This window comes from Leucobacter komagatae, from assembly GCF_000834055.1.
Lineage (GTDB): Bacteria > Actinomycetota > Actinomycetes > Actinomycetales > Microbacteriaceae > Leucobacter > Leucobacter komagatae_A.
In genome coordinates this window covers 111,023-136,980 of record NZ_JXSQ01000007.1, presented here as the reverse complement: position 1 = coordinate 136,980, position 25,958 = coordinate 111,023, and the positions used below count along the sequence as shown (strand labels likewise).

At 68.1% G+C, this 25,958-nt stretch carries 20 protein-coding genes; 15 read left to right on the top strand and 5 right to left on the bottom strand.

Going from position 1 to position 25,958, the window contains the following annotated elements:
* Positions 1 to 45: 45 nt before the first annotated feature.
* Positions 46 to 2,052, bottom strand: coding sequence for an acetate--CoA ligase (gene acs / locus SD72_RS07565; RefSeq protein WP_042543814.1), 2,007 nt, complete (start codon positions 2,050 to 2,052; stop codon positions 46 to 48).
* A 155-nt stretch (positions 2,053 to 2,207) separates the two neighbouring features.
* On the opposite strand from acs, the gene SD72_RS07560 reads away from it, so the two are divergent.
* From SD72_RS07560 to SD72_RS07540, 5 genes are all read left to right on the top strand, one after another.
* On the top strand, positions 2,208 to 3,260 hold the full coding sequence (locus tag SD72_RS07560) for a CpaF family protein (protein WP_084766931.1): 1,053 nt from the start codon (positions 2,208 to 2,210) through the stop codon (positions 3,258 to 3,260).
* The gene (locus SD72_RS07555) at positions 3,241 to 4,179 is read left to right on the top strand and encodes a type II secretion system F family protein (protein ID WP_042543813.1); all 939 of its coding nucleotides are present in this window, start codon (positions 3,241 to 3,243) and stop codon (positions 4,177 to 4,179) included. The genes SD72_RS07560 and SD72_RS07555 overlap by 20 nt, the downstream gene beginning before the upstream one ends.
* 287 nt (positions 4,180 to 4,466) lie before the next feature.
* Positions 4,467 to 4,925: a DUF4244 domain-containing protein gene (locus SD72_RS17955; protein WP_198141906.1), complete on the top strand. Its 459-nt coding sequence runs from the start codon at positions 4,467 to 4,469 to the stop codon at positions 4,923 to 4,925.
* A 34-nt stretch (positions 4,926 to 4,959) separates the two neighbouring features.
* Positions 4,960 to 5,355 (top strand): TadE/TadG family type IV pilus assembly protein, encoded by a 396-nt coding sequence (locus SD72_RS07545; protein WP_232299679.1) that lies wholly within the window; start codon positions 4,960 to 4,962, stop codon positions 5,353 to 5,355.
* The gene (locus SD72_RS07540; RefSeq protein ID WP_042543811.1) at positions 5,352 to 5,675 is read left to right on the top strand and encodes an Rv3654c family TadE-like protein; all 324 of its coding nucleotides are present in this window, start codon (positions 5,352 to 5,354) and stop codon (positions 5,673 to 5,675) included. Before SD72_RS07545 ends, SD72_RS07540 begins: the two co-directional genes overlap by 4 nt.
* Positions 5,676 to 5,804: 129 nt before the next feature.
* On the opposite strand, the gene SD72_RS07535 is transcribed toward SD72_RS07540, so the two are convergent.
* Both SD72_RS07535 and SD72_RS07530 read right to left on the bottom strand, forming a co-directional pair.
* Positions 5,805 to 7,640, bottom strand: a complete 1,836-nt coding sequence (locus SD72_RS07535; RefSeq protein ID WP_042543810.1) for an Ig domain-containing protein — start codon at positions 7,638 to 7,640, stop codon at positions 5,805 to 5,807.
* Between the two features lie 152 nt (positions 7,641 to 7,792).
* Positions 7,793 to 8,752 carry a DUF808 domain-containing protein gene (locus tag SD72_RS07530; protein ID WP_042543809.1) on the bottom strand — a complete coding sequence of 320 codons (960 nt, stop codon included), beginning with the start codon at positions 8,750 to 8,752 and terminating at the stop codon, positions 7,793 to 7,795.
* A gap of 212 nt (positions 8,753 to 8,964) precedes the next feature.
* Between SD72_RS07530 and topA the strand changes: the two genes are divergently transcribed.
* The 3 genes from topA to SD72_RS07515 all read left to right on the top strand — a co-directional run bounded on the left by topA (position 8,965) and on the right by SD72_RS07515 (position 13,611).
* Entirely contained in the window at positions 8,965 to 11,850 is a 2,886-nt protein-coding gene (topA, locus tag SD72_RS07525; RefSeq protein WP_042543808.1) for a type I DNA topoisomerase, read from the top strand.
* Positions 11,851 to 11,856: 6 nt separating this feature from the next.
* Entirely contained in the window at positions 11,857 to 12,483 is a 627-nt protein-coding gene (gene tmk, locus SD72_RS07520) for a dTMP kinase (RefSeq protein WP_042543848.1), read from the top strand.
* A 222-nt stretch (positions 12,484 to 12,705) separates the two neighbouring features.
* Positions 12,706 to 13,611, top strand: a complete 906-nt coding sequence (locus SD72_RS07515) for a CPBP family intramembrane glutamic endopeptidase (protein WP_052492547.1) — start codon at positions 12,706 to 12,708, stop codon at positions 13,609 to 13,611.
* Positions 13,612 to 13,630: 19 nt separating this feature from the next.
* Here the strand turns inward: SD72_RS07515 and SD72_RS07510 are convergent, their stop codons facing one another.
* On the bottom strand, positions 13,631 to 15,028 hold the full coding sequence (locus SD72_RS07510) for a glutamyl-tRNA reductase (protein ID WP_042543846.1): 1,398 nt from the start codon (positions 15,026 to 15,028) through the stop codon (positions 13,631 to 13,633).
* A 110-nt stretch (positions 15,029 to 15,138) separates the two neighbouring features.
* Here SD72_RS07510 and hemE point away from each other — a divergent pair, with 110 nt between their 5' ends.
* From hemE to hemL, 6 genes are read left to right on the top strand one after another with little or no spacing between them, the layout of a single operon-like run.
* Positions 15,139 to 16,248: a uroporphyrinogen decarboxylase gene (gene hemE / locus SD72_RS07505; protein ID WP_042543807.1), complete on the top strand. Its 1,110-nt coding sequence runs from the start codon at positions 15,139 to 15,141 to the stop codon at positions 16,246 to 16,248.
* Complete coding sequence (locus SD72_RS07500) at positions 16,238 to 17,728, top strand: protoporphyrinogen/coproporphyrinogen oxidase (RefSeq protein WP_042543806.1); 1,491 nt, start codon at positions 16,238 to 16,240, stop codon at positions 17,726 to 17,728. Before hemE ends, SD72_RS07500 begins: the two co-directional genes overlap by 11 nt.
* Positions 17,725 to 18,801: a hydroxymethylbilane synthase gene (hemC, locus tag SD72_RS07495; RefSeq protein WP_084766919.1), complete on the top strand. Its 1,077-nt coding sequence runs from the start codon at positions 17,725 to 17,727 to the stop codon at positions 18,799 to 18,801. The genes SD72_RS07500 and hemC overlap by 4 nt, the downstream gene beginning before the upstream one ends.
* On the top strand, positions 18,798 to 19,754 hold the full coding sequence (locus SD72_RS07490) for a uroporphyrinogen-III synthase (RefSeq protein WP_052492546.1): 957 nt from the start codon (positions 18,798 to 18,800) through the stop codon (positions 19,752 to 19,754). Before hemC ends, SD72_RS07490 begins: the two co-directional genes overlap by 4 nt.
* The gene (hemB, locus tag SD72_RS07485) at positions 19,751 to 20,725 is read left to right on the top strand and encodes a porphobilinogen synthase (protein ID WP_042543805.1); all 975 of its coding nucleotides are present in this window, start codon (positions 19,751 to 19,753) and stop codon (positions 20,723 to 20,725) included. Before SD72_RS07490 ends, hemB begins: the two co-directional genes overlap by 4 nt.
* Complete coding sequence (gene hemL, locus SD72_RS07480) at positions 20,722 to 22,077, top strand: glutamate-1-semialdehyde 2,1-aminomutase (protein WP_084766941.1); 1,356 nt, start codon at positions 20,722 to 20,724, stop codon at positions 22,075 to 22,077. Before hemB ends, hemL begins: the two co-directional genes overlap by 4 nt.
* A gap of 424 nt (positions 22,078 to 22,501) precedes the next feature.
* On the opposite strand, the gene purL is transcribed toward hemL, so the two are convergent.
* Positions 22,502 to 24,829, bottom strand: a complete 2,328-nt coding sequence (purL, locus tag SD72_RS07475; protein WP_042543804.1) for a phosphoribosylformylglycinamidine synthase subunit PurL — start codon at positions 24,827 to 24,829, stop codon at positions 22,502 to 22,504.
* 127 nt (positions 24,830 to 24,956) lie between these two features.
* Here purL and SD72_RS07470 point away from each other — a divergent pair, with 127 nt between their 5' ends.
* Positions 24,957 to 25,946, top strand: a complete 990-nt coding sequence (locus tag SD72_RS07470; protein WP_042543803.1) for a hypothetical protein — start codon at positions 24,957 to 24,959, stop codon at positions 25,944 to 25,946.
* Positions 25,947 to 25,958 lie beyond the last annotated feature (12 nt).

Here is a 25,958-nt window from a genome sequence, read left to right as displayed (position 1 = left end):
GCGGATCCACATGGATCCGCCGCCCCTTCGCTGTGTGCGTGGTGGCTACTTGGCGCCACCACGCTCAGCGACGACGCGATCTGAGATGAGCTGCATCACCATCGTGTCTGCGAGCGTCGTGGTGTCGCCGATCTTGCGGCCCTCAGCGGCGTCCTTCAGGAGTCGTCGCATGATCTTGCCGGAGCGAGTCTTCGGGAGCTCGTTCACAACGTAGACATTGCGCGGCCTGGCAATCGCGCCAATGTTCGCTGAGACGTGCGCCCTGAGCTCCTGCTCCGCCTGATCCTCGGTGAGCAGCTGCTGCTGGCTCTTGAGGATGACGAACGCGACAACGGCCTGCCCGGTCGTTGCATCGTCTGCCCCGACGACTGCCGCCTCCGCGACGGCGTGATGGCCAACGAGGGAGGATTCGATCTCGGTCGTAGAGAGCCGATGCCCGGAGACGTTCATCACGTCGTCGACGCGGCCGAGGAACCAGATATCGCCGTCCTCGTCGAGTCGTGCACCGTCGCCAGCGAAGTACTTGTCGCCGAACTTGCCCCAGTAGGTGTCGATGTAACGCTGAGGGTCGCCCCAGACGGTGCGCGCCATCGATGGCCACGGCCGATCGACAGCGAGGAGTCCACCGTTTCCGTTCTGTACCGGGTTGCCTTCATCGTCGACCACGCTCACGGAGATGCCCGGCTGCGCGATCTGCGAGCTGCCTGGCTTCAGTGTGGTGAGTCCAGGCAGCGGCGAGATGAGGATCGCGCCGGTTTCCGTCTGCCACCAGGTGTCAACGATGGGTGTCTTCCCTGAGCCGATGACCTCGTGGTACCAGCGCCACGCCTCGGGGTTGATGGGCTCGCCGACGCTGCCGAGCAGTCGCAGGCTGGAGAGGTCGTACTTCTCCGGGATCTGTCGCCCCACCTTCATGCAGGCGCGGATCGCGGTCGGTGCGGTGTAGAAGATGGTCACACCGTACTTCTCGACGAGCTCCCACCAGCGGCCCCAGTCAGGCGAGTCCGGGGTGCCCTCGTACATCACCTGCGTTGCGCCGTTGGCCAGCGGGCCGTAGACGGAATAGCTGTGGCCGGTCACCCACCCGACGTCTGCCGTGCACCAGAACACGTCACTTTCTGGCTTGAGGTCGAAAATGTCGCTGTGGGAGGTGGCCGCCTGGGTGAGGTACCCGCCCGAGGTGTGGAGGATCCCCTTCGGGCGCCCCGTTGTGCCCGACGTGTAGAGGATGAACAGCGGGTTCTCCGCAGGGAAAGCCTGCGGGGTGTGCTCACCGTCGTAGGAGCTGATCTCCTCGTGCCACCAGAGGTCCCTGCCCGACTCCATCGTGATGTCGTTGCCGCCGCGCTGCACAACGAGCACGTGCTTGACGGTGCTCGGCTTGCCGTCGGCGTTCTCGATGTTGAGCGCCTGGTCTACGACCGGCTTGAGCGGAGAGACGCGCCCCTTCCGGTAGCCGCCGTCCGCGGTAATGACGACCGCTGCTTCAGCGTCGTCGATGCGGGAGCGGAGGCTTTCGGCGCTGAATCCACCAAACACGACGGAGTGGGCCGCGCCAAGGCGGACGACAGCGAGCATGGCGATGACGGTCTCAGGGATGAGCGGCATGTAGATTGCCACCCGATCCCCGGCGGTCACGCCGAGGCTCGTGAGCATGTTCGCCGCACGCTTGACCTCGTGCGTGAGCTCGGCGTAGGTGATGGTTCGGGTATCGCCTGGCTCGCCCTCGAAGTGGTAGGCGACGCGGTCGCCGAGGCCGTTCGCGACGTGCCGGTCGAGGCAGTTCTCAGCAACGTTGAGCTCGCCATCTGCGAACCACTTCGCGAAGGGAGGGTTCGTCCAGTCGAGGACTTCTGTGAACGGCTTTTGCCAGGTGAGACGGTTCTGCGCCTGCTCGGCCCAGTAGGCCTCAGGGTCAGCCGCTGCTCGGAGATAAATGTCAGAACTGTTCTGGTTCGCTTGCGCGCGGAACTCCGTGGGAGGGGGGTAGCTCTCTTGCGCATCGTGTGCGAGGGAAGAAAGACTTTCGATAGTGCCGTGATCGTCGCTCATGGCTACCCTTTCAATCAGGAAACGTCATTGTCTCGCTCAATGGTAGACCCCCAGGCTTCCTCCCCAGACCCCCCGAAAGAGGGTGCCGACCCGAGCTCTCCACAAACCGGGTTCGCGCGCCAGCGGCAAGCCAACCATCCGCGTAGCTTGCACCCATGACCGAACACGTGCCCGAACCTGCAGCTCCGCGCTCGGCGAGCCTTGGCAGCGATGTGCGGCGCGCGCTCGGTGGCCTCCTCCCGCTCGTCGATGACCCGGCAGCGCGCGACGTCCTGCTGCACGTCACCGACGGCTCAGGGCGATTGTGGGTAGACCGGGGAGGCGGGGCGGAACGCGTCCCGGGATGGGAGGTGCCGGCCAGCAACGTGCGGGCTCTCGCAGTCGCGCTTATCGCGGCGGGCGGGCGGCACCTCGACGAGCTCAACCCGTGCGCCGACGTGCGCCTCGGAGACGGCATTCGCGTGCACGCAGTGCTCGAGCCAGTCGCGGTGGCTGGCACGGTGATCTCGATACGGCTGCCAGCGCCCAGCCCTGCCCGGCTCACAGACATCGCGCGAGCGGGCCTGTGCGATCCGCCCGTGCTCCGACTACTCGAACGAAGCGTCGCTCAGAAACGCAACATCCTCATCACCGGCGGTGCGGGAAGCGGGAAGACGACGCTGCTCGGCGCGCTGCTTGGTCTCGTCCCAGCAGGCGAGCGGATCGTGACCATTGAGGACGTCGCAGAGCTCAGGCCGCGCCACTCCCACCACGTCGCCCTCGAATCACGCCAGGCCAATATCGAGGGCGCGGGGGAGATCGGGCTCGACAGGCTACTTCGCGAGGCGCTGCGCATGCGCCCAGACAGGATCGTGCTCGGCGAGTGCCGCGGTGCAGAAATCGCCACGCTCCTTGCGGCGTTGAATACGGGCCATCAGGGAGGCGCTGGGACCATGCACGCCAACCGCATTCACGACGTGCCAGCGAGGCTGGAGGCGCTCGGAATGCTTGCGGGGCTGAGCGCAACAGCACTCGCGCGGCAGGCGCTGGCACTCGACCTCGTCGTGCATCTCGACCGCAGTGCCGGCTCGCACCGGATCCGCGAGGTCGGCACCCTGCACATCGGCGACACTGGCGAGCTCGACGTGACCGTGCACGCTGCAGATGACCAAGGAATCCGGCGCGACGCGAGAAGGGGCCCCGGGAAGCGTGAGATGGCCATGGGGTAGTGCGGCGCAGTCACGAGACACCGGCGACGAAGAGTCTGTTGCCGCGCTCGCCGCAGCGCGCTGTGCGTCGCTGCTGCAGGGAGGCATGTCGCCAACCAGGGCGGCAGCGTCGCTTGCGACGGATATCCCGTCAGCAGAGACCGCTGCGCTCGCCGAACAGGTGCGCAGCGGTGAGAGTGTCGGAACGGCGTTCGAGAGTATCGATGATGCGCAGTGGCGGGTCCTCGGTGCGGCCTGGCAGCTCGCGGAGCGCAGTGGTGCCCCGTTCGCGCCTGCGCTTGAACGCATCGCAGCGGCCCTCCGAAGTATCACGGAAGTAGCGCGGCGCAGGGATGTGCTGCTGGCCGGGCCACGCGCAACGGTTCGGCTTGTCGCCTGGCTGCCGCTCGTTGCGGTCGGGGTTGGCTTTTTGCTCGGGTTCGACCCGCTCCCGGTGTTCCTCACCCCGCTTGGGGCGTGCCTGCTCGCTGTCGGGCTGCTGCTGCAGGGCGCCGGTGCTCGTTGGACACGGGCGCTCACGGACCGAGTTCAGCGCAAGGATCACGTCGCCGGGTTGGAATGCGAGCTGGTGTGGATCGCGCTTGCCGGTGGCGCACCGCCAGGGCGGGCGCTGCGCAGCGTCGCAGACGCGGTTTCGGGGTGTGGCGCTGAGTGGATCCAGCTCGACAGCCTTCGCTCTGGCACACCGCTCGGGAGTGCGATGGCGACCGCCATGGATGCTGGGGCCCCGGCCTCCTCGCTGCTGCGCGACACCGCGGGGGAGCTTCGCGCGCGTGCGCAGGCGACGATCGAGCGCGAAGCGGAGCGTCTTGGCGTGCGTATTCTGGTGCCTCTCGCCTGCTGCGTGCTTCCCGCATTCATCGCGCTCGGAGTGGTCCCCGTGATTGTCACCTTGCTCGGCGACGTGCTGCCCGGGTAGGCCAGTGGCGCTGGGACGGGCGCTGGCGCTGGTGCTGGCGCTGGTGCTTGTGCTGGCGCTGGTGCTGGTGCTGGTGCTGCGACGCAGACATCGACGTGCACGATGGGCGCTTCGTGTTGGGTCTCACGTTCTCCACAAGTGACCATCGCGCGCACTCAGGGCTCGTCTGCCCACATCACCCGGGGTGCGGCCCCAGCGGTTGGTGCCCTCGGGGAGCATCGAAACAGTGACGGTTGATACCGCGGCGGCAGTGGGCCGCTCGACCCGTCGCGGGAACGGAGAGGACGATGAACAACATCACACAAGTACGCCGGCAGCAGGGCACCGAGCAGCACGCGTCGGAGCCGCCGGATTCACTGGAGCTGATCACCCGCGAAGAGTGTAAGCAGGACCAGGACCAGGACCACGCGCCGGACCAGGGCCAGGACCAGGGCCAGGATCAGGACCAGGCGCCGGAGTCGGAGGAGCAAGCGATTCTGCGATCGCTCGGGTTCCCCGTTGCAGGGGCGGCGAGCGCGGAGCCCGGCGCTGTGCGGGGGCCACGGGCGTGGTTCGCCCGTGCGCGGGGAGCCGCCCGGGCGAGGGAATTTGCCGCTGACGAGCGAGGTGCGGTCACCGCGGAATATGCGCTCGTCATCATGGCGGCCGTCGCGTTCGCGGGCCTGCTGATCGTCATCATGCGGTCCGAGGAGGTCAGGTCGATGCTGCTCTCTCTCGTGCAGAACGCGCTGGGGAGCGCTGGTTAGGCCGGGCTACGGTTGGCTCCAGCGGGGGTGCAAGATGGCACGAACCATGTTCCGCGAGCTACTGGCCGACACCAGGGGATCGGTAACAGCCGAGTTCGCGATCACCATACCGGCGGTATTGCTCGTACTCGGCCTCGTTATAGGGAGTGTGCAGCTCGCGGCGCAGCGGGTGTCAGTCACCTCGCTCGCGGGCGACCTGGCCCGCCTCGAAGCCCGTGGCGACGACACCCTCGCCGCAGAGCGGCTCAGAAGTTTCACGGGAAACCCCGAGGTTGAGAGGTTGGGAGACGCCCGAATCCTGTGCGTGCGGGTGACGACCGGCCCACGGTCTGGAATCCTCGCCGCAGTGGCGGTGAGCGCGCTCGGATGCGCGGCGCGCTCTAGCGAGGGCGGCTGGAGGGCAGGCGGCACCAGGGCTGGCGAGGGATGAGCGCGCCAGTCATGATCGCTGTCGGTGCATCCGCGGTCGTTCTCGCGGTGCCGGTGCTCATGGCCGCACAGGTAACCGTTGCGGGCGCACGCGCAGGCGCATCAGCAGACTCGGCAGCGATTGCGGGGGCCGACGCGCTGCTCGGACTGCTCGCGGTCGACGCGGAGCCCTGCGATATCGCCGAGGAGGTCGTTGAAGCGGTCGGAGGTGAGTTGGTCAGCTGTGACCCGAACGAGGACGCGCTCGATGTGCGCGTGCGCGTGTCAGTGCGCAGCGGGCTTGTACTGGTCACGCGCGATGCGAGAGCTGGGCCGCCCTGAGATCGCGGCCGCGACCGCCTCACACGGCTCCCCAAGTGGATCTAGCTCCGGATTCCGTTAGCCCGCATATGGCTCGGGCCCGCTCGCAGCGATGCGTGCTGCGAGCGGGCCCGAGCTACGGGGAGCTCGTTACTCCGTCTGCCCCGTTACAGCGCCGGCCGTATGGCCAGCTGACGCGTGCGCAAGGCGGCGGCTCACGAGCAGTCCCGCTACTCCTGCTGCGAGCAGCGCGGCACCGAGTGCGGCCGCTGGGAGCCAGTTGGCCCCACCGGTAGCGGGCAGCTCATCCCCGACTGGCGGCGCCGGGGGCACCTCGGGGCCTGTCGGCTCTCCCGGTCCGGGTGGGAGGACGGGCGGGAGGGTGGCATCGTCCGTTGACACCCGCAAGTGGAACAGTTTCGAATCAGTGCCGAAAGCGTCAGTAACGGTTACCGTGAATTCGTACTCGCCAGCGGCGTCGGTCGTGCCGGTGAGCTCGCCGGTACCCGGATCCAGTGTGAGGGTCGCGGGGAGGTCAGTGCTCGACCACGCCAGGTCAGGCTGGCCCGTCGCGGTGATCGTCTGGCCCGGATACGTCGCCCCGGCTGTGCCGTTAGGCAAATCGTCAGCGCGGGTGATCTCGGGCGCGACCCCAACCATTCGTGCGGGCGCCGAGCTCTTCGGCGTGCCCCAGAACGGGTCGAAGAAGTGTCGGCGGTACTCCAGCGGGTAGCTGTCGGCAGTGGCCTCGAGCGTGAGCGTTTCACCGGTCTCGCCGGGGAGGTCATCCCACGCGACGCCATCGGCAGATGACTGCCACACTGAGCCAATCGTCGGCTCAGCGCCCGCGCCTGGAACAGCTCCCGCCTCATCCTCCCGCAGTGCGAGTCCCTCGGCTGGTGAGGTGAACTTCACGGTCTCACCCATCGCAGCAATCGGAGCATCTTCGGGATCGGTGATGCTTGGTGCGGTAATGAATCCGACCCGTCGCATCTCCGTATCGAAATACACGACATCGCCGTTGCCGGGGAGCCGCATGAAGGCAGAGGTGCAGCAGTTCAGTTCGCGCGCGCCCAGCGTTGCGTCCGGCGCGAGCGTGCCGCCTGAAATCGGGTTGCCGCCCATCACGAACCATTCCTGGCTGGCGTCAGCAAAGAGTGCCTGCTCGGCGCCGCTGCCGAACGTTGTTCGTCCGAGCTCGGCGCCCGTCGCGATGTCGACGTTGGTGAGCACTCCCTGGTCGGGCCCGTCCAGCCCCCACAATGAGGTGCCCGAAGCGTCAAACGCTGCGGGGAGGAAATCAGGCTCGTCTTCGCCGCGTACGATGCTGAGGAGCTGTGCGCCGGTCTCCAAGTCGAGGACGACAGTGGTGTCCTCGTAGGGGCGCCCGAGCGTGCTGAACGACTCGAAGTACAGTGCACCATCGGCGGAGGTGCCGTTGCGCTGCGACCACAGGTCCGCGTCTCGGATGCGCTGCGAGGCCGTGACCGAGTCGCCGTCGAGTTCGAGGAATTCGCCGTCCTGCGTGATTGCGGTGACCTTGCCGCTCGCGCCGATGACTACCTGCTGCAGCACGGGTGCCCGGGTTTCTCCCGGCCTTGGGTCGAGCGTGAACCGTTCCTGCGCACCCGTGGCGAGCGTGACCAGCGTGTAGCCGTCTGCCGTGGCGACGGCGTATTTCGGGCCGATCGCCTGCGTTGGGCGTGAGTATGCGTAATCCAGGTCGGGGATCGCTGGAATGGTCCCCGTGATCTCCCGGGTCGCGACGTCGATTGCGGCGCCTTCCGCCCACGAGCCCAGCGCGAAGAGGGTGGTGCTGTCAGCCGAGAGGACGATGGCCTCCGGGCTTTCGAGTCCGTCGACCTCTTCTACGAGCGGACGGGGCTGCGGATCTGGTGCCGCTGTGGCGGGCGTCGCTACTGAACCGAACAGCAGGAGTCCAGCGACGAGTGAGGCACCACCTGCCTGTTTGAGATTTGTGTGCAAAGCATCTCCCTAGATATCGAACGTCTCGTCGCTCAGGGTAAGCACAGTCGAGAGTCATAGTCAATAAATGACGTCTAGATCTAATGCAAAATGATGAGTTAAATCTTGCATATAGTAGATTGCATTCAGCCCGGGGTTCGGTGCGCGGTTCGCTATGGGGTCGGCCGACCGGTGCGCAGCCGCGCGACACACGCGAGCAGGCCGACGACGGCTGATCCCCAGAGCAGCCCGAACACGGCTGAGAGTAGCGAATCGACCAACCACACCAGGGCGCCGGGCCCCCTGATCGCTTGGACGACGGCGTCGGCAAGCGAGTGCGGAAGGGTGGCCCCCACCTCGGCAAGGTTCACAAGCAGCAGGTGTCCGCCAACCCAGAGCATCGCGAGCGTGCCAATGATGGTGAGGCAACGGAAGACCGCCGGCATCGCCTTCACGAGACCCGCGCCGAGGCTCTTGATCCACCGCGCTGGTCGTCGCATGAGCCAGAAGCCAACGTCATCCATCCGGATGAGTAGCGCGACGGTTCCGTAGACGGCGACCGTCATGATGATTCCGACGACGGCTAGCGTCGCGAGCCGAATGCCCCACGAGGCAGCCTCGATGTTCGCGAGCGAGATGAGCATGATCTCAATGCTGAGGACGAGGTCGGTGCGCACGGCGCTTGCCACCATCTGCCGCTCGTCGACGGCCGTGCGCTCGACGACCTGCGCAACGGCGGCCTCCGCATCGCGGTGGCCGCCGGCTGCAGCCGCGGGGGCTGGCCTGATCCAGTGCCACACCTTCTCTGCGCCCTCGTAGGCGAGATATGTTCCGCCCGCGACGAGGAGCCACGGAAAGATCCACGGCGCCCACGCGCTGAGCAGCATGATCGCGACGATGATCACGGCTTTGTTGACGAGCGAACCGCGCGTGATCTTCCAGACGACCGGGAGTTCGCGTTTCGGGCTGAGCCCCTGCACGTATTGGGGAGAGACGGCCGCATCGTCGATGACAACGCCTGCCGTCTTCGCTGAGGCCTTGGCTGCGCCGGCCACGACGTCATCGATTGAGGCGGCAGCGGCGCGCGCGAGCACTGCGATGTCGTCGAGAAGGGCAAAGAAGCTTGCGCTCACGTGTGCTGCCTCACGTTCGGGAAACGTTGGAAATACAGGATAACCTCTGCGACAGCTATGAGTCTCCGCAGGAAGAGGCGCTATTCTTCTGGAAGCGGGCAGCGCCTCTCCTGGCAGGCTGCCCATGTGGCTCCCCGGACGATGCCCTGTCAGGTGAATGACAGATTCTCACGCGACTGTGTGTATCGTTGCCGTGCAGGGAGCCCTGCGCGATGAATCGCGTGTACGGGATAAAAAGCGAGAATTGGAGTGCCGTGGGCAAGAAGCTTGTCATCGTGGAGTCGCCGACAAAGGCGCGCACGATCGGTGGTTACCTCGGTGACGACTATCACGTCGTCGCGTCCGTCGGCCACATTCGCGATCTCGCCGAACCCTCCGAGCTGCCGGCCGAACTCAAGAAGGGCCCCTTCGGGAAGTTCGGTGTCGACGTTGAAGATGGCTTCACGCCCTACTACGTTGTCAACGACAATAAGAAGAAGACGGTCACCGAGCTCAAGCGGGCCCTGAAAGATGCGGACGAGCTGTGGCTCGCAACTGATGAGGACCGCGAGGGTGAGGCCATCGCGTGGCACCTGCTCGAGGTGCTCAAGCCAAAGGTCCCCGTGCACCGCATGGTCTTCCACGAGATCACAAAGGAAGCGATCGAAGAGGCGAAGGCGAACACCCGCGACCTCGACATCGCGCTCGTCGATGCGCAGGAGACGAGGCGCATCCTCGACCGCCTCTACGGCTACGACATCTCCCCGGTGCTCTGGCGCAAGGTCGCTCCCAAGCTTTCGGCTGGCCGCGTGCAGTCTGCCGCGACCCGTCTCGTCGTGGACCGTGAGCGCGAGCGTCTCGCGTTCACCTCCGCAGAGTACTGGAGCATCGACGCCCGGTTCGAGCCGGCAGACGACGCAATCGACCGCGTCCCATTCGAGGCCAAGCTTGTTCGCCTTGACGGCAAGCGCGTCGCCTCAGGCGGCGACTTCGACGACAGCGGCCAGCTCAGCCCGAAGGCGGTAAAGGCCGGCGCGATCGCGCTCGACGGCGCCCGCGCCGAGGCGCTCGCGAGCGCGCTCGATGCAGGCCCGAAGGCCGAGGTGCGCTCGCTCGAGACGAAGCCTCACACCCGTCGCCCCGCGGCACCGTTCACGACTTCGACCCTCCAGCAGGAGGCATCGCGCAAGCTTCGCTACAGCTCCCGCCAGACGATGTCGTTCGCGCAGTCGCTGTACGAAAACGGCCACATTACCTATATGCGTACCGACTCGCCTACGCTCTCGAAGCAGGCCGTCGAGGCCGCTCGATCGCAGGCCTCGGCGCTCTATGGTGCGGAGACGGTGCCAGACGCTCCCCGCGTCTACACGGGCAAGTCGAAGGGCGCCCAGGAGGCGCACGAGGCGATCCGCCCGGCAGGCGACGTGTTCGAGCGCCCGAGCGAGCTCAAGGGCAAGCTCACGCAGGGCGAGTTCGCGCTCTACGACCTCATCTGGAAGCGCACCGTCGCAAGCCAGATGGCAGACGCGAAGGGCTCGACCGCGACCGTCACCGTCGGCGTCGCCGTTCCCGAGGCGAACGGGACTACCGACACGGAATTCACCGCGAGCGGCACCGTCATCACGTTCCCCGGCTTCCTCCTCGCCTACGAAGAGGGCAAGGACGAGAAGCGTGGCGACGCCGACAAGGCGAACGTCTCGCTCCCGCAGCTTGCGGAGGGCCAGCAGCTCGGCATCAACGAGCCGCAGGCGAAGAAGCACGAGACCAGCCCACCGCCGCGCTACACCGAGGCGAGCCTCACCAAGCGCCTCGAGGAGCTCGGCATCGGCCGCCCCTCGACCTACTCGGCGATCGTGTCGACGATCATGGATCGCGGCTACGTCTCGAAGCAGGGCCAGGCCCTCGTCCCGAGCTGGATCGCGTTCTCCGTTGTCCGCCTGCTCGAGGAGCACTTCGCTGCGCTCGTCGACTACGACTTCACCGCCGAGATGGAGAGCGACCTCGATGAGATCGCGGCTGGCCAGACCGACCGCTCCGCATGGCTGAAGGAGTTCTACTTCGGTAGCGACAACCACCCCGGCCTCCGCGGCGTTGTCGATAACCTCGGCGAGATCGACGCGCGCGCGATCAACACGATCCGCATCGACGACCAGATCTCGCTGCGCAACGGCAAGTATGGCCCCTACCTCGAGGTCTACGACGAGAAGAGCGAGGTTGACGAGAACGGCGAGATCAAGCCGCGCAGCGTCAACATCCCCGACGGCATGGCGCCTGACGAGCTCACCCCGGCCCGCGCCCACGAGCTCGCGGATGCTGAGCCACTCGAGGATCGTGTCGTCGGTCTCCACCCCGAGACCGGCAAGCGCGTCATCGCGAAGAACGGCCGCTTTGGCCCGTACGTGCAGGAACTTCCGAACGAGGACGAGGAGCTGCCGAAGGGCGAAAAGCCCCGCACCGCTTCGCTGTTCAAGTCGATGGATCCGGCGACCGTCGACCTCGACACGGCCGTCGCGCTCCTCGACCTGCCACGCACGGTCGGCAACGATCCCGAGTCTGGCGATGCGATCACCGCGCAGAACGGACGCTACGGCCCGTACCTGAAGAAGGGCACCGAGACCCGCACGCTCCCGAGCGAGGACGCGATCTTCTCGATTGACCTGCCAGGTGCGCTCGAGGTGCTCGCGCAGCCGAAGTACGGTGCGCGCAAGGCGAGCGCTGCGCTCAAGGAATTCGACGCGGATCCCGTGAGCGGTAAGCCCGTGAAGGTCAAGGACGGCCGCTTCGGCCCGTACGTCACCGACGGCGAGACGAACGCGACGATCCCCCGCGGCGACTCCGTCGAGGACATCACGTTCGAGCGCGCGATCGACCTGCTCGCGATCAAGCGCGCGAAGGGCCCAGCGAAGAAGAAGGCGCCGGCCAAGAAGAAGGCACCAGCGAAGAAGCCTGCGGCGAAGAAGACCGCGGCCACGAAGAAGCCAGCCACAAAGACTGCGGCGGCGAAGAAGGCCGTTGATCCGGCCCGCTCGGCCGCAGCGAAGAAGGCAGCCGAGACCCGCAAGGCGAACGCCGCGAAGAAGGCAGCAGAGGCCGCCGAGTCAGCCGGATCCGCCGAGTAGGTGAGCATGTTCATCACGCTCGAGGGTGGCGATAGCGTCGGCAAGACGACCCAGGCTGCCCTGCTCGAGGATTGGCTGACGGGGGAGGGCCGCGAGGTTGTGCGCACGCGCGAGCCGGGTGGCACCCCGCTCGGCGTTGAGGTGCGCAGGCTGCTGCTGCACGGCGGCGAGGAGATCGGCGATGTGGATCCCCGCGCCGAGGCCCTGTTGTACGCTGCCGACCGCGCGCAACACATCGCCAAGGTGGTGCGGCCCGCGCTCGCGCGCGGCGCGGTCGTCGTGCAGGATCGCTACATCGATTCCTCGCTCGCCTACCAGGGCGCAGGGCGCGTGCTCGACGTCGACGAGGTGCGGCGCATCAGCGAGTGGGCAGCTGGCGGGCTCTGGCCAGACGTGACCGTCTTGTTCGACCTCGCACCAGAGGTCGCGGCGACCAGGCGCGCCTCGCGAGACGACGACCGGCTCGAGGCCGAACGGCAAGAGTTCCACGAGGCCGTGCGGAGCGCCTACCACGGGCTCGCCGCAGCCTCGCCCGAACGCTTCCTCGTGGTCGACGCCTCAGGCACCCCCGAAGAGATTCACGCCGTCGTGCGCGCCCGGGTCGCCGAGCGGCTCGCCGCACCACGCGACTAGGCAACCGCCGTTTGAAGGCCGTTCGCGCCCGCGCTCCAGGGCCGTTCGCGCCCAGCTCCGCCGCGCCCCCGTTCGCGCCCCGCTCCGCCGCGCCCCGCTCTCCCGCTCTGACCATTCTTTCGTGGGGGCGCCGCGACAGCACTGTTGCTTGGCCAATGTTAGGAGTACGCTTTCTCGCACACCGGTCGCCTGTGTGGCGGCCGAACGGGGCGGGGGAGAGCAATGAGCGACAGTAGCACCACACCGCACGCGTCAGCACCGCCCGGCGGTGCCGCGCCACACGGAACGCTCCGGGGCGGGGAGGTCCGCGTCTCAGAGTCCCGGTGGCGCGCGTTCTGGAACCGCGGCGGCTGGTGGAAGGCCCTGCTCGTCGTCGCGGTCTACGCGGTCGTGTACCAGGCCGCACCGTTCCTGTTCCTCCCGCTCATCGACAAGCTCAGCGATCCGAACGTCTTCGCGACCCCTGGGAGCGTGTTCGCTGGCATCGGGTTGCCCGTGGTGCTCGGCGCGCTGATGCTGCTCGGCTTCGCCTGGTCGCTTGGGTGGCTGCCGCGCCCGCTGTTGTCCTCGCAGCCAGTCGGGCGGTCGTGGTGGATGTGGCTCGCACCGGCGGTCGTACTGCTGCCCGTCGTCTTGCGACTCATCGGTATCGACTACGGCGCGTACGGGCCAGCCGTGGTCGCGATGTCCTTCGCAGTCGGGCTCTTCATTGGGCTATCAGAGGAGCTGCTGTTCCGCGGTGTCGCGGTCACGCTGCTCAGGCGCGGCGGGTACTCGGAGTGGGTGGTCGCTGCGGTGTCGTCGCTGCTGTTCGCCGCGATGCACTCGGTGAATATCTTGACGGGGCAGCCGGTGACGACGGTGCTCGGGACGATGGGCTACACGTTCCTGTTTGGCGTACTCATGTACGTCGTGATGCGGGTCACTGGGAACCTCGTGTGGGCGGTGCTGCTGCACGGCATCACTGACCCGAGCACGTTCCTCGCGACGGGAGGAATCGACGCGCACGGTGCTGGGGGCGGGGCCGGGCTCACGCTCGAGCTCGCGGGGCCCGCGACGATTCTGCTGCTGGTGGTCGCGCTCGTGCTGCTCGCGTTCATCCGGGGGAGGGCGACGCCGCGGGCGTAGCGGTGTTGGGTGCTTCCTGTTATCCCTGGCCGCTGCGTGAGCGCAGTGGATCGATACCGAAGAGCGTTTCCAGTGCCTCCGCCGCGTCAGGGACACGGCCCTCACGGCCGAGGGTGCGGATCCTGGTCATCGGGGTGTGGAGGAGTTTGCCCGTGAACCGGCGAAGGGCGGCCTCGATCTCGGCGGTTCGGTCGGCAGCGGCCGCCGCCGCAGACGCGGCGTCGGGGCCGCTGGTGGTGCCGGTATCAGCCGTGCCAGCACCGGCCGTGCCGGCGGCGCCAGTCCCGGTCTCGCGGGCGGCAGCAGCGACAGCGTTCCCAGCGCCTGATGCGGCCGACGGCGCAGTTGACCCGGAGGCCGCGCGGGCCCGGCAGAGCTCGTCCTCGAGGATCCCCATGACGTGGGTGCGGAGCGCGAGCAGCGCTGGAAGCGCGTCACGCTCGGCGCGAGACGCCGAGAACTCGGCTGCGGCGTCGCGCACGATGTCTTGCGCTTCTGCGGCTGCGGTGAGTTCCGCGACGGGGGCGTGCTTGGCGATCGTCTCAATGTCGAGCAGTTCGATGCCTGGCAACTCCGCGACCGCGTGATCGATGTTGCGCGGCATGCCAAGGTCGATGAGGAGCCGTGGTCGATCAGCGTCAGCCGCCGCGCGGAGCAGATCGCTGGTGAGCACGGGCTCTTCGGCGCGAGTGCAGGCGATTACGAGATCGGCGGCCGCGAGCTGTGCCGCGAGATCGTCGCCGCGGGCGACCGCAAGGCCGTGCTGCTCCGCGTAGATTTCAGCGCGGCCTGACGGCGAGTAGACGCTGATCATCTCGGTGCCCCTGGCGCGCAGCGCGGCGACCGTTGCTCCAGCGTAGGCACCCGTGCCGATGAGGAGCACCCTGACCTGTTGCCAGTCGGGCACGCGCGACTCCGCGATGCGCAGCGCGAGGCGCACGAGCGAGCGACCTGCTGAACGAATATCGGTGCGGTGACCGACGTCGCGCGACGTGCGCGTCGCGGTGCGAAACAGGTGCTCGAGGTCGTGTGTCAGCGTGCCGCGCTCGCGCGCATCGTCGTGCGCGCGTCGTACCTGGCCGGCGATTTCGCTCTCACCTACGACGGCGGACTCCAGGCCGGAGGCGACGGCGAACAGATGCGAGGCCGTCTCGTGTTCCGTTGCGACGGCGACGACGCCCGCAAGCTCTGCCTCGCTGATGTGCGACGCTGCCGCGATGCGTGAGAGCACCGCTGCGCTCCGATCCTGGCCTGTCTCTGCGTACACCTCGAAACGGTTGCAGGTAGCGACGACGACCGACCCGGTCGTGAGGGTCGGATCATCGAGGCCAGCCGCGATTTCGGCTGACCGCTTCGAGAGCGCCTCGAGAAGCTCAAACGGGGCGCGATCGAGGCCGAAAGAGAGGGAAATGAGCATGCGAATTTCTTGTTTCGAGCCGGGCATGGGGGTTCGAGAAGTAAGCAAACCACGCGAACCTGAACACATCTGATCTATCACGTCAGATCTATAGGTTACTATCTCGACCGATGAAACTTCTCAGCGAAACCCACCCACTTGTCTCCGGCGCAACCAGTGAATCACCGCTCGTTGCTGCCCTCCGCGGAGACCGCCAAGCGCGCGTTCCCGTGTGGTTCATGCGCCAGGCCGGCCGCTCGCTGCCAGAATACCGCGAGCTGCGTGCAGAACACCGAATGCTCGACGCCTGCCTGAACCCCGAGCTTGCGAGCGAGATCACCCTGCAGCCTGTGCGGCGACACGGGGTCGACGCGGCGGTATTCTTCAGCGACATCGTCGTGCCACCGCTGCTCGCTGGCGTCGACGTCGACCTCGTCGCGGGCAAGGGGCCAGTGTTTGCCGAGCCCGTTCGCACCGCGGCAGACGTTGCTCGCTGCAGGGCCGAATTCAGTCCGGAACGCATGCGCGAGGCCATCGGGCCGATCCGCGACGCGGTCGCACTCACCGTCGCAGAGCTGGGAGAGACCCCGCTCATCGGCTTCGCCGGTGCGCCGTTCACGCTCGCCGCCTACCTGGTGGAGGGCGGTCCCTCCCGCGAGCACCTGCGCGCACGCGCGCTCATGCACTCAGACCCCGACACCTGGCGGGAGCTGCTCGAGTGGGCGGCGGATCTCAGCGCAGTGTTCCTCGAAGCGCAGATCGAGGCGGGAGCGAGCGCCGTGCAGCTGTTCGACTCGTGGGCGGGTTCACTGAGCGTCGAGGCCTACCGCACGCACGTCGCACCGGCCTCGAGGCGGGCGCTCAGCCTCGCGCGCGACCTCGCCTACCCGAGCCCAGGGGAGAGTGACTCGCAGCTCGCTGTTCCAGTGATCCACTTCGCCGTCGGCTCAGGGCACCTCCTCGAAGAGCTCGCGGCGCTCGCGCCAGACGCCGTCGGCGTCGACTGGCGCCTCCCGCTCGACGAGGCAAGCGCGCGCCTCGGCGACCTTTTCCCGCTCCAGGGCAACCTCGACCCAGCCTTCCTCGGTGCTCCACCGAGCGTGCTTGAGGCGCACGTCGACGACGTGCTGGCGCGCGGCGAACGGGCGCCAGCACACATCCTCAACCTCGGGCACGGCGTGCCACCCGACACCGATCCAGATGTGCTCACGCGCATCGTGCAGCTCGCACATGATCGCTAACCACGCGGAAACGGGCGAGGTGCGCGGCGAACGGCAACGCACCGCTGGGAACACGCGTGTGGCGGTCATCGGCGGCGGCCTCGCCGGCCTCGTTGCGGCCCGCGATCTCGCCCTCGCCGGAGCGCGTGTGACGCTCTTCGAGGGGTCTGACAGGCTCGGCGGGCGTGTGCACGCCGTGCAACTCGCCGGCGCACCGTTTGACGTTGGCGCTGAGGCGTTCGCGACGCGTGGCGGATCAGTCGCCGCGCTGCTGACGGAGCTGGGGATCACCGACCGCGTCGTCCAGCCGGCGAACCTCGGGGCCTGGGTTGTTGGCGACGCCGGGCCGCTGCCGCTGCCGCCAGGCGGGGCGATAGGGATCCCGGCGAAGCCGCTCGCAGCAGCAGCGCGCAAGCACCTCGGGTGGCTTGGCGCGGTGCGGGCAGCAGCCGAACCGCTCTTGCCGCGGGCACGCAACATCGACGGCGACACGACTGTCGCTGACGCGGTGCGCAGCCGGCTCGGCGAGCGCGTGCTCCAGCGACTCGTCCGCCCCATCACCCTTGGCGTCTACTCCGCCGAGCCAGAGCGCTTGCCGCTTGCCGCTGTCGCAGGGCTGAGCGCAGCGTACGCCCGCACCGGGTCTCTCGTGCTCGCCGCGCGTGAGCTGCGGGAGGCGAGCGTTGCGGCAGGTGGCGCGGTCGCGTCGCTCGCTGGCGGCATGACGACACTCGTTTCCGTGCTCGCCGAAACGGTTGCTGCGCTCGGCTGCGACATCGTCCTTGGCGCCAGCGTCGACGCGCTGTCCAAGGGAGCAGCAGCGGATGCGCCCTGGAAGCTGATGGGAGGCGGTGGCGAACCGATTCCGGGCAGCGGGCACTTCGACGCCGTGCTCCTCGCCGTACCCGAGTCGGCGGCGCGTGCACTGCTGCAGGCCGCTGCTCCTGCACCCTCGCGCGAGGCCGCGGCGCCAGCAGAGCACGACATCGAGGTCATCGCACTCGCCATCGACGACGATCGCCTCGACGCCGCGCCCCGCGGCACCGGGGTGCTCGTCGCTGCTGGGGCAGGCATCGCGGCAAAAGCGCTGACGCACGTCACAGCGAAATGGCCTGATCGGGCCGCGACCGTCAGCCCTGGCACCCACGTCCTCAGGCTCTCATACGGGCGTGCGGGGTCCGCACCCGAGACCGCGGACCTTGACCCCGCAGCAGCCCTCGCCCTCGCCCATCGAGATGCCGCAGCCATCCTTGGCATGCACGTCGACGCCGACCGCATCGTCGGCTGGGAACGACAGCGCTGGCACGTCGGCGCTCCGCCTGGCGCCTCGCCGCGCCTCACCGTCCCGCCACGCGCCGCACTCGCTGGCGATTGGGTTTCTGGCACCGGGCTCGCCTCGGTGATCCCCGGCGCCCGAGCTGCTGCAGCGGGGCTCCTGCGTGAGACCGCGCACATCACACACAACACATCACGCAACGAAAGCCCGGTATCCCCAGCATGACCGCAACGACCCACACCCCAGCCAGCGGCAGCTCCAGCAGCGGCAGTTCCGCCACTGCGGATAGCTCCGCCGCGGGCACACTCACCCCGGGAAGCGTCTCCCGCGCGGACGGGCCGCTCGCCGCAGCCTCGGGGCTACTGCGGGTCGGCACGCGCGGGAGCGCGCTCGCCGTCGCACAGACCACGCGAGTGGCAGAAGCGATCGCCGCTGCTACGGGCATGCACGTCGCCCTCGTGATCGTCACGACACACGGCGACGTCTCCCGTGCGCCGCTCGCGCAGCTCGGCGGAACAGGTGTGTTCGTCAGCGCGCTCCGCGAAGCGCTCGTCGCTGGTGAGTGCGACCTCGCTGTGCACTCCCTCAAGGACCTCCCTACGGGCCCGTGCGACGGGATCGTGCTCGGCGCGGTTCCCCTCCGGGCAGACCCGCGCGACGCCCTGTGCGCGCGCGACGGGGGGACGCTCGCAACGCTCCCGCACGGCGCACGTGTGGGAACAGGATCGCCGCGCCGGGCCGCCCAGCTGCTTGCCCGCCGCCCCGACCTTCTCGTCTCCGACATCAGAGGCAACGTCGATACCCGACTCGCTCGAGTGCACAGCGACCTCGACGCTGTCGTGCTCGCGGCCGCTGGGCTCGACCGCATCGGCCGAGGTGACGCGATCTCCGAACGCTTCTCGCTTGTCGATGCGCCGCCCGCCCCAGGCCAGGGCGCGCTCGCCGTTGAGGTGCGTGAGGCGGATGTCTCAACGGAGGTGATGGCGCGCGCACTTGCCGCGCTCAACGACCCGACTGCTCGGGCCGAAGCGATCGCAGAACGCGCCCTCCTCGGCACACTCGAGGCAGGCTGCGCCGCACCCATCGGTGCCACGGCGAGCGTGTCAGACGGAATCTTCAGACTGAGTGCGACGGTGTACCGCCTCGACGGAAGCGAGCAGCTCACGGCAACCGCTGAGGTGCCCGCAACACCCAACATGTCCGACGACGCCGAACCAACTCAGCTCGGGCGCACGGTCGCCGCTGAACTGCTCGCACGCGGTGCAGCGCAGTTGGCGCCCCTCGGGGCGGCAAGGTGACGGGCAGCGTCGAACGCGCAGGGTCGGCGGCGCACTCCGCCGACGCGCCGCTCGCGCGCCTCCTCGACGGGCGTTCCGTGCTCGTGCCACGCGGCGGTCCACGCGGGGAGCGGATCGCCACGCTGCTCGCCGAACACGGCGCCTCGGCAGAGCTCGTTCCACTTATCGAGCAGGTGGATCCGGAAGACCTCGGCCCGCTCACCGCGGCCGTCGCTGAGCTCAACCGCGGCGCGTATGCCTGGGTAGCTGTCACGAGCGAGCACGGCGCCCGCGCCCTCGTCGCGGCGGGAGCACGGCCAGGGACGGCGAGCATCGCGGCCGTGGGGCCCGTCACCGCGGCAGCGCTCACCGCTGCCGGATTCACCGTCGACCTCGTGCCAGACGAGTTCACGGGGGCGAAGCTCGCGGCACACCTTGTCGCGACGATTCGCGCGGAAACCGAAACGGGCGCACGCGTGCTCCTGCCGCTGTCTGAAATCGCGGAACCAACACTCGAGGAGGGGCTCCGCGCTGCCGGCCTCAGCGCGGAACGTGTCACCGCGTACCGCACCGTTCCCGTCGCCGCGGACCCGCACGCAGACGCCGCGCTCGCGCAACGGATCGGCGCGGCACTCGTGCTCAGCTCGTCCGGGGCGCGCGCGCTCGCGGCGCGGTTTGCACCGCTCCCGCACGGCACGGTCGTCGCGGCAATCGGCGAACCAACCGCCCGCGAGCTCGCCAGGGTCGGGCTGCCAGCCGACACCGTGGCGAGCGAACACACTGCGGCGGGCACCGTCGCGGCCCTTGTCGATTTCGCGTCGGCGGACCGCGCAGACCGCGCACATGGCGCACACCGCGCAGACCGCGGGCCGATCCACCCCACGAGCCAGGATGCTGCAGCGGACGCCGTAGCGACCGAGGCGCACACCACACGCTCCACGTCTTCAACCGATCCAGAAGGAACCGCAGAATGATCCCGACGATTCGACCCAGGCGCCTGCGCGCCACACCAGCCCTCCGCGGGCTCGTCGCAGAGACACGCCTGCACCCCCGCGACCTCGTGCTGCCAATGTTCGTGCGCGAGGGGCTCAGCGAACCGCTGCCCATCGGCTCGATGCCCGGCGTGGTGCAGCACACGATCGACTCGCTCAAGGGCGCTGTCTCCGAGGCTGCCGCAGCAGGCGTCGGAGGCGTCATGCTGTTCGGCATCCCGGCCGAGCGCGACGGGAGGGGGAGCGCTGCCGACGATCCACACGGCATCCTCAACCTCGCAACGAGCGCAGTTCGCGCGGAGGCGGGCGACGCGCTCGTCGTGCAGACCGACCTCTGCCTCGACGAGTTCACCGACCACGGCCACTGTGGCGTGCTCAGCGCCGACGGGGGAAGCGTCGACAACGACGCCACCCTCGACCGCTACCGCGCGATGGCGCTCGCGCAGGCCGAAGCGGGATCCGAGTTGCTCGGCCTCTCCGGCATGATGGACGGTCAGGTCGCCGCCGTGCGCGGTGCGCTCGACGAAGCAGGCTTCACCGACACCGCGCTGCTCGCGTACTCGGCGAAGTACGCCTCGGCGTTCTACGGGCCCTTCCGCGAGGCCGTCGACTCCCAGCTCACTGGCGACCGCAAGGGTTACCAGATGGACCCAGCGAACCGCCGCGAGGGCCTCCGCGAGGTCGAACTCGACATCAGCGAGGGCGCAGACATCGTGATGGTGAAGCCGGCGATGAGCTACCTCGACGTGCTCGCCGACGTCGCAGACGTGAGCACCGTGCCCGTTTGGGCCTACCAGGTGTCCGGTGAGGCAGCAATGATCGAGGCGGCGGCTGCGAACGGCTGGATCGACCGCAGGCGGGCAATCGAGGAGTCCGTCGTGAGTATCAAGCGCGCGGGGGCTGATGCGATCCTCAGCTACTTCGCGACCGAACTTGCGGGGTGGATCCGATGAGCGCAGTAGAGCAGGCAAACGGCCAGACAGCGCGCGCTGGCGAGACCGCGCGCAGCGCCGAGTACGCGGCGCGGGCCGCGAGCGTGATCCCGGGCGGCGTGAACTCCCCGGTGCGGGCCTTCGGCTCCGTCGGCGGCACGCCACGCTTCTTCGTGCGGGGCAGCGGCGCGGCGGTGACCGACGCGGACGGCACCGAATACGTCGACCTCATCGGCGCGTGGGGGCCAGCCCTGCTCGGTCACGCGCACCCCGCAGTTGTTGACGCGGTGCAGGAGGCGGCGGCCAAGGGGCTCGGGTTCGGGGCATCCGTGCCGGGCGAGTTCGAGCTCGCCGAGGAGATCATCGCGAGAATGCCAGACGTCGAGCGCGTCCGCCTCGTCTCGACAGGCACCGAGGCGACGATGACGGCGATCCGCATCGCGCGCGGCGCCACGTCGCGGCCGCTCATCATCAAGTTCGCAGGCCACTACCACGGGCACTCGGACGGACTCCTCGCCGCGGCGGGCTCCGGCCTCGCGACGTTCGGGCTGCCTGGATCCGCCGGGGTCACCGCAGAGACCGCCGCGCAGACGCTCGTGCTGCCGTACAACGACCTCGCAGCCCTCGAACACGCTTTCGCGACGCACGAGGGGCAGATCGCGGCCGTCATCACAGAGTCGGCCGCCGCGAACATGGGGATCCTCCCGCCAGACCCCGGGTTCACCGAGGGACTGATCCGTATTGCGCACGCGCACGGCGCGCTCGTCATCACCGACGAGGTACTCACGGGGTTCAGGGCGAGCGCCGCTGGCTACTGGGGGATCGAACGCCCGAGCATGCCCGAGGGGCTACGGCCGGACCTGTTCACGTTCGGCAAGGTCGTTGGCGGCGGGCTGCCGCTCGCGGCACTCGGGGGCAGGCGGGAGCTCATGGAGATGCTCGCCCCGCTCGGGCCCGTGTACCAGGGTGGGACGCTCTCGGGGAACCCGCTCGCGGTCGCTGCCGGGCTCGCGACCCTCAGGAACGCCGACGCCGCCGTCTACGACCACCTTGCTGCCGCGGCCGACGCCCTGGCGGTTGAGGTCGAGGACGCGCTCACCGCCGCGGGCGTCGCGCACCGAGTGCAGCGGGCAGGGACCCTGCTCAGCGTGCTCTTCGGTGACTACCCGGTCGCGCCAGCAAACTACGACGACGTGCTGCGCCAGAACACGGACCAGCACCGCGCGTTCTTCCACGCGATGCTCGCGGGCGGTGTGAACCTCCCGCCGAGCGCGTTCGAGGCGTGGTTTGTGAGCGCCGCGCACGACGACAGCGTCATCGGCCGGATCGCGGAGGCGCTGCCGGCCGCCGCCCGCGCCGCTGCGGCGGTCTGAGGGGCGCGGCCGGTGCTGGCGGCTGGGGCCACGGCTGGCGGCTTGGGCCGCGGCTGGGCCCCGCTGCGTTAACTCTGAGATCTGCAGAAGATCTCACGAAAAACGTGGTTTTGGACAGAGATACTGCAGAAAGCGTCGCTAGTGCGGCGGGTTCCCTGCCCGCGGTGGGCGCGCTGCCGGTCACGACCGCAGGAAGCCAAGCCGGGGTGCGCACGAGCACGCCTAAGCCGCCCAGCCCCGCCCAAGAGGGACCTTGAGCCGCCCAGCGCCGCCCTGAGTCGCCCTGTGTAGCCCAGAATAAGGCTCTGCAAGCCCAGTAAGCCTTAGCAGGCCCAGTAAGTGTCTGCAGGCCTCTGCAGGCCTCAGCAGCACAAAGGGGAGGACGCCACCAGTCGGTGACGCCCTCCCCTTTGCAGTGCGAGTGTTACTCGGCGATGACCGCGCCGAACGCCGCGGGGAGCGTCGCCTGCACCGAGGTGCGCAGCTCAGCGAGCGGCAGCGTGAAGCGGCCCTGGAGCTCGATCGCTGCGTCGTCACCGCTGAGGTCGGTCACGCCGACCTTCAGCACGGGGTAGTTGCGACCCTCGCAGAGGCCACGGAACTTCACGTCCTCCTCGTGGGGAACCGCGACGAGCACGCGGCCCTGCGACTCCGAGAAGAGCGCTGCAACGGCGTCGACGCCGTCGCGCTCCATGATTTCGTCGATCCACACGCGAGCGCCGACGCCGAAGCGGAGCGCGCCGTCGACGACAGCCTGCGCCAGGCCGCCCTCGGACAGGTCAACCGCGCCCGAGAGCAGGCCGCCCTGCGCTGCGGCGTGGAGCAGCTCGGCGAGCGTGCGCTCTGCTGCGAGATCGGCCTTCGGGGGCAGCCCGCCAAGGTGTGAGTGCACGGCCTCGGCCCAGGCTGAGCCGTCGAGCTCGTCGCGGGTCACGCCGAGCAGGTAGAGGTGCTCGCCCTGATCCTGCCAGCCCGAGGGCACGCGGCGCGCGACGTCGTCGATGATGCCGAGCACACCGACCACTGGGGTGGGGTGGATCGGGGTATCGCCCGTCTGGTTGTAGAACGACACGTTGCCGCCGGTCACGGGCACCTCGAGCGAGAGGCACGCGTCAGAGAGGCCTTCGACGGCCTGCGAGAACTGCCACATGACCTCGGGGTTCTCGGGGCTGCCGAAGTTCAGGCAGTCCGTCACCGCGGTCGGGACAGCGCCGGAGGTTGCGACGTTGCGGTATGCCTCGCCGAGTGCGAGCTGCGCACCAACGTAGGGGTCGAGCTGGCAGTAGCGGCCGTTCGCGTCGGTCGAGATCGCGATGCCGAGCCCGCTTTCCTCGTCGACGCGGATCATGCCGGCGCCATCGGGGAAGGCGAGGGCGGTGTTGCCGCCAACGTAGTAGTCGTACTGGTTTGTCACCCACGACACGTCGGCCTGGTTCGGCGAGGACGACACGGTGAGGAGCTGCTCGCGGAGCGCGTCGCCCGAGTCCTTGCGGGCGAGGCCTGCCGCGTTCACGGAGTCGGCCTGGAGCGCGTCGATCCAGGTGGGGTAGGCGACCGGACGGTCGTAGACCGGGCCGTCGACCGCGACGGTCGAGGGATCGACGTTGACGATCTCCTCCCCGCGCCAGTTGATGATGAGGCGGTTCGTGTCGGTGACCTCGCCGAGCACGCTCGTCTCGACGTCCCACTTCTCAGTGACTGCGAGGAATGCGTCGAGCTTCTCGGGCGCGACGATTGCCATCATGCGCTCCTGGCTCTCCGACATGAGGATCTCCTCTGCGGTGAGCGAGGGGTCGCGAAGGAGCACGCTGTCGAGCTCGATGAACATGCCGCCGTCGCCGTTCGCCGCGAGCTCGCTCGTTGCGCAAGAGATGCCTGCGGCGCCGAGGTCCTGGATGCCCTCGACGAGCTCGCCCTGGAAGAGTTCAAGGCAGCACTCGATGAGCACCTTCTCTGCGAAGGGGTCGCCGACCTGAACGGCTGGGCGCTTGGTGGGGCCACCCTCGTCGAACGAGTCAGACGCGAGGATCGACGCGCCACCGATGCCGTCGCCGCCGGTGCGGGCGCCGAAGAGTACGACCTTGTTGCCGAGGCCGGAAGCGTTCGCGGTGTGGAGGTCTTCGTGGCGGAGAACGCCGACGCCGAGTGCGTTCACGAGCGGGTTCTGCTGGTAGACGCCATCGAAGACGGTCTCGCCGCCGATGTTCGGCAGGCCGAGGCAGTTCGCGTACGAGGAGATACCGGAGACGACGCCGTGCACGACACGTGCGGTGTCAGGGTCGTTGATCGCGCCGAAACGGAGCTGATCCATGACGGCGACGGGGCGCGCGCCCATCGAGATGATGTCGCGGATGATTCCGCCAACGCCGGTCGCAGCGCCCTGGAACGGCTCGATGTATGAGGGGTGGTTGTGGCTCTCGACCTTGAAGGTCACCGCCCAGCCCTCGCCGACGTCAACGACGCCGGCGTTCTCGCCGATGCCGACGAGCAGGCGCTCGCGCATCTTGTCGTTGACCTTTTTGCCGAACTGGCGCAGGTAGGGTTTTGAGGACTTGTACGAGCAGTGCTCAGACCACATGACCGAGTACATGGCGAGTTCGCCAGAGGTCGGGCGGCGGCCGAGGATCTCACGGATCTTGTCGTACTCGTCGGGCTTGAGGCCGAGTGCCGCGTACGGCTGCTCTTTCTCAGGGGTGGCAGCCGCATCGGCGACCGTATCGGGGCGGAATGAAGAGGCAGCGAAGTCAGTCACCCCCTAAGTCTATGCGGCTTTGCGTGAGCAGTTTTCCCCCTGCGGGGAAGCGTTGCAGCGGGGCCAGGGGTTTCGCTCGCGAAAGCATTTCTGGCACTTCACGGCCTGGAAGTGGGAGACTGTTCGCATGAGTGATAATCACGCACCGCTGGAAACCACGCAGGACGCTGTTCCCAGCGCCGTTGCCGGCACCGTTCCGGGAGTCGCGCCAGCTATCCCGCAGCCATCGGGCTCCGCCTCGAAGAAGCCGTCGACGTTCTTGCGAGTGAGCATCATCCTGCTCATCGGATTGACGCTTGCGTCGATCTCGCTACTGTTCATCGGGGACTTCGAGGGCCGCTTCGAGCGCGTGTTCTCGACGTTTGCACTCTTCGCCGTGTTTGTCCTGCTGACGGCGGTCGACACAAATCGTGAGCGTGTCAGCGAGTGGTACGCCCCGGTCGCACTGATCGCGAATACCTACATCCTCGGGCTGCTGCTCGTCGTGATCTGGATGACCCCGTACACCTCGTACGGTCTGATTCTCGAGATTTTCTGGAAGTCGTTCTTTGTGATCATCGTCACGAGGCTCGTGATCCTGTGCTGCGAGGTGCTGCTCCGACTCGGCAAGGCCAATGATGATGCGGGAAACAGTTTCGCATTCATCACGAGCGTGCTTGCGGTGCTCTCGGGCATTCTGTTCACCGCTCCCGTAGGCATCGAAGCCTTCAACCTGCGCGTTCCCGATCTCTACTGGAAGATCGCGACAGCAGTGCTTATTCTCACGGCTCTTGGCCTGTCGGTGACGCTGCTGCTTCGCTGGGCCAACAATTCAGACGAGCGCGCGGCGAAGCGTGCCGCAGCGACTGCGGCACGCGCAGTCGCTGATGGGCAGGCCCTCGCTCCCGCGCCCTTCCAGGGTGGCGCGCAGCTGCCTGCATCGGATTCAGTGCACGCCGAGCAGCCGGCACAGCCGGCGTCACCGCAGCCGAGTTCACCCGGCGCACCGGCGGCGGGGCAGGAACAAGTAGTGCTGCTGCCATGGCCGACGTTTGCCGACGGCCGACCGATTCCGGCACGTCCGGATGGACAGCCAGATTTCTCGGTGCCAGGCGCACCACTCCCGCCGCAGCAGTAACCGCGAGCAACG

What these genes read in the sequence shown, in the direction of transcription:
- acs (WP_042543814.1), bottom strand. Translation starts at nt 2,052, where the DNA reads ATGAGCGACGATCACGGCACTATCGAAAGTCTTTCTTCCCTCGCACAC.
- SD72_RS07560 (WP_084766931.1), top strand. Translation starts at nt 2,208, where the DNA reads ATGACCGAACACGTGCCCGAACCTGCAGCTCCGCGCTCGGCGAGCCTT.
- SD72_RS17955 (WP_198141906.1), top strand. Translation starts at nt 4,467, where the DNA reads ATGAACAACATCACACAAGTACGCCGGCAGCAGGGCACCGAGCAGCAC.
- SD72_RS07545 (WP_232299679.1), top strand. Translation starts at nt 4,960, where the DNA reads ATGGCACGAACCATGTTCCGCGAGCTACTGGCCGACACCAGGGGATCG.
- SD72_RS07540 (WP_042543811.1), top strand. Translation starts at nt 5,352, where the DNA reads ATGAGCGCGCCAGTCATGATCGCTGTCGGTGCATCCGCGGTCGTTCTC.
- topA (WP_042543808.1), top strand. Translation starts at nt 8,965, where the DNA reads ATGAATCGCGTGTACGGGATAAAAAGCGAGAATTGGAGTGCCGTGGGC.
- tmk (WP_042543848.1), top strand. Translation starts at nt 11,857, where the DNA reads ATGTTCATCACGCTCGAGGGTGGCGATAGCGTCGGCAAGACGACCCAG.
- SD72_RS07515 (WP_052492547.1), top strand. Translation starts at nt 12,706, where the DNA reads ATGAGCGACAGTAGCACCACACCGCACGCGTCAGCACCGCCCGGCGGT.
- SD72_RS07510 (WP_042543846.1), bottom strand. Translation starts at nt 15,028, where the DNA reads ATGCTCATTTCCCTCTCTTTCGGCCTCGATCGCGCCCCGTTTGAGCTT.
- hemE (WP_042543807.1), top strand. Translation starts at nt 15,139, where the DNA reads ATGAAACTTCTCAGCGAAACCCACCCACTTGTCTCCGGCGCAACCAGT.
- SD72_RS07500 (WP_042543806.1), top strand. Translation starts at nt 16,238, where the DNA reads ATGATCGCTAACCACGCGGAAACGGGCGAGGTGCGCGGCGAACGGCAA.
- hemC (WP_084766919.1), top strand. Translation starts at nt 17,725, where the DNA reads ATGACCGCAACGACCCACACCCCAGCCAGCGGCAGCTCCAGCAGCGGC.
- hemB (WP_042543805.1), top strand. Translation starts at nt 19,751, where the DNA reads ATGATCCCGACGATTCGACCCAGGCGCCTGCGCGCCACACCAGCCCTC.
- hemL (WP_084766941.1), top strand. Translation starts at nt 20,722, where the DNA reads ATGAGCGCAGTAGAGCAGGCAAACGGCCAGACAGCGCGCGCTGGCGAG.
- SD72_RS07470 (WP_042543803.1), top strand. Translation starts at nt 24,957, where the DNA reads ATGAGTGATAATCACGCACCGCTGGAAACCACGCAGGACGCTGTTCCC.